Source organism: Amycolatopsis sp. NPDC051061, from assembly GCF_040682935.1.
GTDB lineage: Bacteria > Actinomycetota > Actinomycetes > Mycobacteriales > Pseudonocardiaceae > Amycolatopsis.
Genome location: NZ_JBFBBZ010000042.1, coordinates 74,094 through 80,557 on the forward strand (window position 1 = coordinate 74,094; position 6,464 = coordinate 80,557).

6 protein-coding genes are annotated in these 6,464 nt (G+C 73.5%); 3 read left to right on the forward strand and 3 right to left on the reverse strand.

What is annotated here, in order from left to right; translation table 11 throughout:
- Window positions 1–90: 90 nt before the first annotated feature.
- Window positions 91–1,200, forward strand: a complete 1,110-nt coding sequence (locus tag AB0N03_RS39770) for a serine hydrolase domain-containing protein (protein WP_364383555.1) — start codon at window positions 91–93, stop codon at window positions 1,198–1,200.
- 35 nt (window positions 1,201–1,235) lie between these two features.
- A complete protein-coding gene (locus tag AB0N03_RS39775) occupies window positions 1,236–2,363 on the forward strand; it encodes a serine hydrolase domain-containing protein (protein WP_364383558.1) in 1,128 nt (375 codons plus the stop codon).
- Window positions 2,364–2,445: 82 nt separating this feature from the next.
- Here the strand turns inward: AB0N03_RS39775 and AB0N03_RS39780 are convergent, their stop codons facing one another.
- From AB0N03_RS39780 to fmt, 3 genes are read right to left on the reverse strand one after another with little or no spacing between them, the layout of a single operon-like run.
- Entirely contained in the window at window positions 2,446–2,943 is a 498-nt protein-coding gene (locus tag AB0N03_RS39780) for a flavoprotein (RefSeq protein WP_364383561.1), read from the reverse strand.
- Window positions 2,940–4,364, reverse strand: a complete 1,425-nt coding sequence (locus AB0N03_RS39785; RefSeq protein ID WP_364383564.1) for a transcription antitermination factor NusB — start codon at window positions 4,362–4,364, stop codon at window positions 2,940–2,942. Before AB0N03_RS39785 ends, AB0N03_RS39780 begins: the two co-directional genes overlap by 4 nt.
- Window positions 4,361–5,287, reverse strand: coding sequence for a methionyl-tRNA formyltransferase (gene fmt / locus AB0N03_RS39790; protein WP_364383567.1), 927 nt, complete (start codon window positions 5,285–5,287; stop codon window positions 4,361–4,363). Before fmt ends, AB0N03_RS39785 begins: the two co-directional genes overlap by 4 nt.
- 145 nt (window positions 5,288–5,432) lie before the next feature.
- On the opposite strand from fmt, the gene AB0N03_RS39795 reads away from it, so the two are divergent.
- Window positions 5,433–6,392 carry a GNAT family N-acetyltransferase gene (locus tag AB0N03_RS39795; RefSeq protein WP_364383570.1) on the forward strand — a complete coding sequence of 320 codons (960 nt, stop codon included), beginning with the start codon at window positions 5,433–5,435 and terminating at the stop codon, window positions 6,390–6,392.
- Window positions 6,393–6,464: the final 72 nt, after the last annotated feature.

The window sequence follows — 6,464 nt, forward strand, 5'->3', positions numbered from 1 at the left end:
GGCCCCCGCGGCGATGCGGCGGCCTGCCCCATGCCCCCCGGTGACTCGGCTCCCTAACGTGGGAACACCGAGACACCAGGGGGTTCTTTCATGCGGAAGTCATTGCGCGGCAAGCGGATCGTCGCCGTCGGCACGCTCGTCGCGCTCCTCGCGGCGACCACGGCGGCACCCGCCCTCGCCGCGACGAGCCCGCTCCAGGGCGCGCTCGACACCCTGACCGCCCAGGACGGCGTCCCGGGTGCCGAAGCCGTCGTCCAGGACGGCTCCCGGACGCGGGTGACGCGCAGCGGCACCGGGGACGTCACCACCGGGAAACCGTTCCCGCGCAACGGCTCCTTCCGCGCGGGCAGCGTCACGAAGTCGTTCGTCGCCACCGTCGTGCTGCAGCTCGTCGCCGAAGGCCGGGTGAAGCTGGACGCGCCGGTCGAGCGCTACCTGCCCGGCCTGCTCCCGGACCGCCGGATCACCGTGCGGCAGCTGCTGCAGCACACGAGCGGGCTCTACAACTACATCGACGACCTGGACCTGAGCGATCCGGAAGCGCTGCGCCACCGCGGCGCGGACCCGGCCGAGCTGGTGGCGATGGCGCTGAAGCACCCCGCGTTGTTCCCGCCCGGCACGAGCTGGTCGTACTCGAACACCAACTACATCGTCGCCGGGATGCTCGCCGAACGCGTCACCGGGCACGCGCTGGGCGACGAGATCACCCGCCGGATCACCCGGCCGCTGGGCCTGCGCGACACGTACCTCCCGCGCCGCGGCGACGAGAAGCTGCCGGACCCGCACGCCGTCGGCTACGTGCCGATCGGCGGGAACCTGGTCGACTTCAGCGACTACGACGCGACGATCGCGGGAGCGGCGGGCGGGCTCGTTTCGACCCCGGCGGACCTCGACCGGTTCTACGGCGCCTTGCTCGGCGGACGGCTGCTGCGTCCGGCCGAGCTGGCCGAGATGAAGCGCACGGTCCCGGCCGACCTCGGCATCCCGGGTGCCGGATACGGCTTGGGCCTGGGCAGCATTCCGCTGTCGTGCGGCGAGTTCTGGGGCCACGAAGGCGGAATCCTCGGCTTCACGAACCTCGCGGGGGTCGGCCCGGGCGGCCGCCGCGTGACGGTGGTGCTGAACGAGAACCCGACGCCGGCCGACACGAGCGGGCACCTGCTGGCCGCCACCGACGCGGCGGCGTGCTCGGAGCGGTAGGTCCAGGGAACATCAAGACCCCAGGAGGTTCTTTCATGCGGAAATCCTTAGCAGGCAAGCGGATCGTCGCCTGCGGCACACTCGTCGCGCTCCTCGCGGCGACCACGGCGGCACCCGCGCTCGCCATCACCACGAACCCGCTGCAGCGGGCGCTCGACCGGGTCACCGTCCAGGGCGGCGCGCCCGGCGCCGAAGCCGTCGTCGCCGACCACGGGCGCGTCACCGAGACGCGCAGCGGAACCGGCGACGTGACCACCGGGACGCCGTACCCGCGGGACGCGAAGTTCCGCGCGGGGAGCATCACGAAGACGTTCGTCGCGACCGTGGTGCTCCAGCTCGTCGCCGAGGGGAAGCTCGACCTGGACGCGCCGATCGAGCGCTACCTGCCCGGGCTGATCACCGGGAACGGCAACGACGGCCGCGAGATCACCGTGCGGCACCTGCTGCAGCACACCAGCGGGCTCTACAGCTACACCGACGACCTGCTGGCGACGGGCGACCTCGAGTCGCTGCGCCACCGCGGGGCCGAACCCGGCGAACTCGTCGCCCTGGCGGTGAACCATCCGCCGTTGTTCGTACCCGGCAGCTCCTGGTCCTACTCGAACACCAACTACATCGTCGCCGGGATGCTCGTCGAGAAGGTCACGCGGCACAGCGTCGCCACCGAGATCACCCACCGGATCGCCCGGCCGCTCGGCCTGCGCGGCACCTCCCTGCCGGGACGCGGCGAGGAACTGCTGCCCGCGCCGCACGCGCGCGGGTACGTGCCGGGCGAGGAGAAGCTGCTCGACTTCACCGAGTTCGACCCGTCGATCGCCGGTGCCGCGGGCGCGCTCGTGTCGACCGGGCGAGACCTCGACACGTTCTACACCGCACTGCTCGGTGGCCGCCTGCTGCGTCCCGCGCAGCTCGCGCAGATGCAGCGCACGGTCCCGGTGCCGGGCGAAACCGGCACGGACTACGGCCTCGGCCTGTTCCACCGCACACTGCCGGACGGCACGCGCTACTGGGGCCACGGCGGCGACATCTTCGGGTTCGCCACGCTGGCCGGTGCCGTCGACGGCGGCCGCGGCGCCACCGTGTCGACCAACGAGGACCCGCTGCCCGACGCGGTGCGGGAGGCCACCGAAACGGCGTTCGAGGTCGCGCTGGCCCGGAGGTAGGCCGGCCGCAAGCCAGAACTGTCGGTGCCCACCGGTAACGTGGAAAACGGGGGGCGCCCCGGCGGGCCCACAACCGAGCCGCTCAGGGAAGCAGGTCCAGGGCCTCGGTCCACGGCCGGCCCACATCGAGCCGGTGCAGCGTCACCCCGGCGCCCGCGAGGGTGGCGAGGTGGCGCTGCCACGCCGGGTGGTGCACCCGGGTGTCCTGGATCTGGTACGCCACCACGATCGTGGTCCCCGGCGCGCCGAGGACGTCGCCGAGCACGGTCAGCGCCTGGTTGTCGGCGATGCCCAGCGCCAGCTTCGCGACCGAGTTGGCCGACGCCGGCGCGAAGAGGAACACCGCCGGATCGGGGTGCGGCCGCGGCTCCCCCGGCAGCCGGGACAAGCTGCGCACCGGCAGGTCGGTCGCGGCCGCGACGTCGGCGAGGGCGCCCGTCGACTCCAGCCAGCGCATCGCCGTCGGCGTCAGGGTGATCGCCGGGCGCCAGCCGCGCTCGGCGGCGGGTTTCACCAGCTCGGCGGCGAACCGGACGTCCAGCCCGCCGCACGAGCCGGCGATCAGCCCGAGATCTCTCACGGTTTGCGCAGCACCGCGCAGAACATCGCGTCCGTGCCGTGGCGGTGCGGCCAGAGCTGCACGTACGGCCCGTCGCCCAGCTCCGGCACGCCGGGGAAGAACTCCCGCGAGTCCACGACCTCGGCCTTCAGCCGCCGCGCCGTCTCACCCAGCACACCTTCGGTCTCGGCCAGGTGCGGCGAGCAGACGACGTAGGTGAGCGCGCCGCCGGGCCGCAGCAGCGCATAGGCCGCGTTGATCAGCTCGCCCTGCAGCTTCGTCAGGTCCGCGACGTCCGACGGCTGACGCCGCCAGCGCGCCTCCGGCCGCCGCCGCAGCGCGCCGAGCCCGCTGCACGGCGCGTCGACCAGGATCCGGTCGTACCCCGGCTCCAGCTCGCTTTCGCGGCCGTCGGCCACGTACACCTTCACCGGCAGCCCGGTCGTGGCCTTCTCCACCAGCTTGGCCCGGTGCGGCGCCTTCTCGACGGCGTCCACCCTCGCCCCGCTCAACGCCGCGAGCGCGCCGAGCAGCACGGCCTTGCCGCCGGGACCGGCGCAGAGGTCGAGCCAGCGCTCGTCGGTGCCCTCGACCGGCACCTTCGTCGCGGCGATCGCGCACAGCTGGCTGCCCTCGTCCTGCACCGCGGCCAGCCGCTCGCGGATCGGCTCCGCGTCGGCCGGGTCACCGGCACCCGCGGGCAGCCGGACGCCGTAGGGCGAGTACGGCGCGACGTCGCCGCCGGTGATCGCGGCGAGCTCGTCGGCGCTGATCTCGCCCGGGCGGGCGACCAGGTGCACCTCGGGCCGCGCGTCGTCGGCTTCGAGCGCGGCCTTGAGGCCCGCGCCCTTGTCCCCCAGCGCTTCGGCGAACGAGCGGGCGATCCAGCGCGGGTGCGCGGTGCGCAGCGCGAAGGCCCCGATCGGGTCGGCGCCTTCGTCCGGCGCGACCTCGTCGAGCCAGGCCGCTTCGTCCTTTTCGGACACCTTGCGCATGATGGCGTTCGCGAAACCCGTGGCCCACGAACCCGCTTCGGCCCGCACGAGGTCCACAGTGGACGTAACGGCGGCGTGCTCCGGAATGCGCGTGCGCAGCAACTGGTAGACGCCGAGGCGCAGCGCGTCCAGCACAACCGGATCGGTCTTGGCCAGCGGCCGCTCGGCGTTGGCCTCGATGACGGCGTCGAGCAGGCCCTGGGCCCGCGACGTGCCGTACGTCAGCTCCGTGGCCAGCGCCGCGTCCCGGCCGCTGATCCGCCGCTCGCGCAGCAGGTCCGGCAGGACGAGGTTGGCGTAGGCGTCCTTTTCCCGCACGGCGCGCAGGACGTCGAACGCGGCCTGGCGGGCCGGGTCCACCTCCGGCGGGCGGCGCGGGCCTTCCTTGCGCGGGGCCGGGCGGCCCCGCTCCGGCCGTGACGGACGTCGTTCCCTGTGGTCGTTCACCGGAGGCGCTCTCCCTGGTCGATCCTCGTACCTCGCGCCCAGTCGGTGGCCGCCATCCGTTTCTTGCCGGGTGCCTGGACCTCGCCGAGCCGCAACCGCTTCGTCGCCGTCCCGACCAGCACCCGCTTGCGTTCGACCACGATCTCCCCCGGCGGCGGACCGGGTTCGTCGACCACCGTCACCGGGCCGAGCTTGAACCGCTCGCCGCGGAACTCCGCCCACGCGCCCGGGTCCGGGGTGACCGACCGGATCTGCCGGTCGACCGCCGAGGCCGGGTCGGCGAAGGACACCCTCGCGTCCTCGACCGTCACCTTCGGCGCGTAACTGAGGCCCTCGGCGGGCTGGTCGCGCGCGACCAGGCTGCCGTCGGCCAGACCGTCCATGGTGGACAGCAGCAGCTTGGCACCGGACTCCGACAGGCGCCCGAGCAGGCCGCCCGCCGTGTCGGTCGCGCCGATCGCCTCCGTGACGACCCCGAAGACCGGGCCCGCGTCCAGCTCCTTGACGATCCGGAAGGTGGACGCGCCGGTGATCTCGTCGCCGGCGCGGATGGCCGCCTGCACCGGCGCCGCACCACGCCACGCGGGCAGCAGCGAGAAGTGCAGGTTCACCCAGCCGAGGCGCGGGATGTCGAGGGCGGCCTGCGGCAGCAACGCACCGTAGGCGACGACCGGGCAGGCGTCCGGCGCCAGCTCGGTCAGCCGGGCGAGGAAGGCCGGGTCACCGGCGCGCGCGGGCGTCAGGACCTCGATGCCGTGCTCGTCGGCGAGGGCGCCGATCGGCGACCGGACGACCCGGCGGCCGCGGCCGGCCTGGGCGTCGGGCCGGGTGACGACGGCGACGACCTCGTGGCGGCCGGAATCGAGCAGGGCGCGCAGCGCGGGGACGGCCGGCTCGGGGGTGCCGGCGAAGACGAGCTTCATCGGCCGACCCCCGGCGGGAGCAGGAAGGTTTCACATGGCTGGAACATCGGGGACGAGTCTAGAAGGCCCCCGTGATCGCGGCGCGCCCGCCTGACCGCCGGTAAACGACACGACAGCCCCTGCCCCCGGCATTAGCGTCGTCCGCATGCCCGGACGATCTTCTCCCCCGACGTGGCGGCCGCTCACCCGCGACGACGCCAAGGCGTCGGCCGACCTCCTCAACGCCATGGAAACCGTGGACCGGATCGGCGAAAACTACACCGAGGAGGACACCCTCACGGAGCTGGTCGACCCCTACGCGGACCTGGAGCGCGGCAGCCTCGCGGCCTTCGACGGCGACGACATGATCGGCTATGTGAAGATCCGCTTCAAGCCGTCCGCCGACGAGGTCCACCGGGTCTTCCTGGACGGCGGAGTCCACCCGGCCCACCGGCGCCGGGGTGTCGGCACCCGGCTCGTCGAAGCCGGGGTGGCGGCGGCGAAGGTGCTGCACGCCCGCCACCACCCGGACGCGAAGCTCGTGGTCGACGTCCACCGGCCCGGGCACATCGCCGGCCTGGCCGAGCTGATGCGGTCGCAGGGCTTCACGCCGGTGCGGTACTTCCAGCGCATGGAGCACCCGCTCGGGGACCTGGCGCCGGTGGACGAGCCACGGATCGAGCCGTGGTCGCCGCGCACCGACGAAGACTTCCGGCGGGTCCGGAACGCGGCGTTCGAGGACTGCTGGGGCGCGGTGCCGATGCCGACGGACCTGTGGCGGAACAAGATCGTCAACCAGACGTTCCGGCCCGAGGTCAGCTTCCTGCTCCGGGACGCGACCGGGGCTCCGGCGGGGCTCCTGGTGACCATGTCGTGGGACGCCGACACCGAGGCCACGGGGGTCCGCGACGCGCACTTCATGGTCGTCGGGACGCTGCCGGAGCATCGGAGGCAGGGCGTCGCCGGAGCGCTGCTGGCGCACGCGTTGCGGGCCGCGGCCGACCATGGCTACGACCGGGCGAGCCTGAACGTCGACTCGGCGAGCCCGTCCGGGGCGTCCGGGGTCTTCGGGAAGGCCGGCTTCGTGCCCAAGACGCGGTACGTCCGCTGGGCACTCGAAGCCTGAGCCGAAGCGCCCCAATGTGGCCCTGGTTGCGTTGAACGCACCCAAGGGGCCCTTCGGTGCGTTCAACGCACC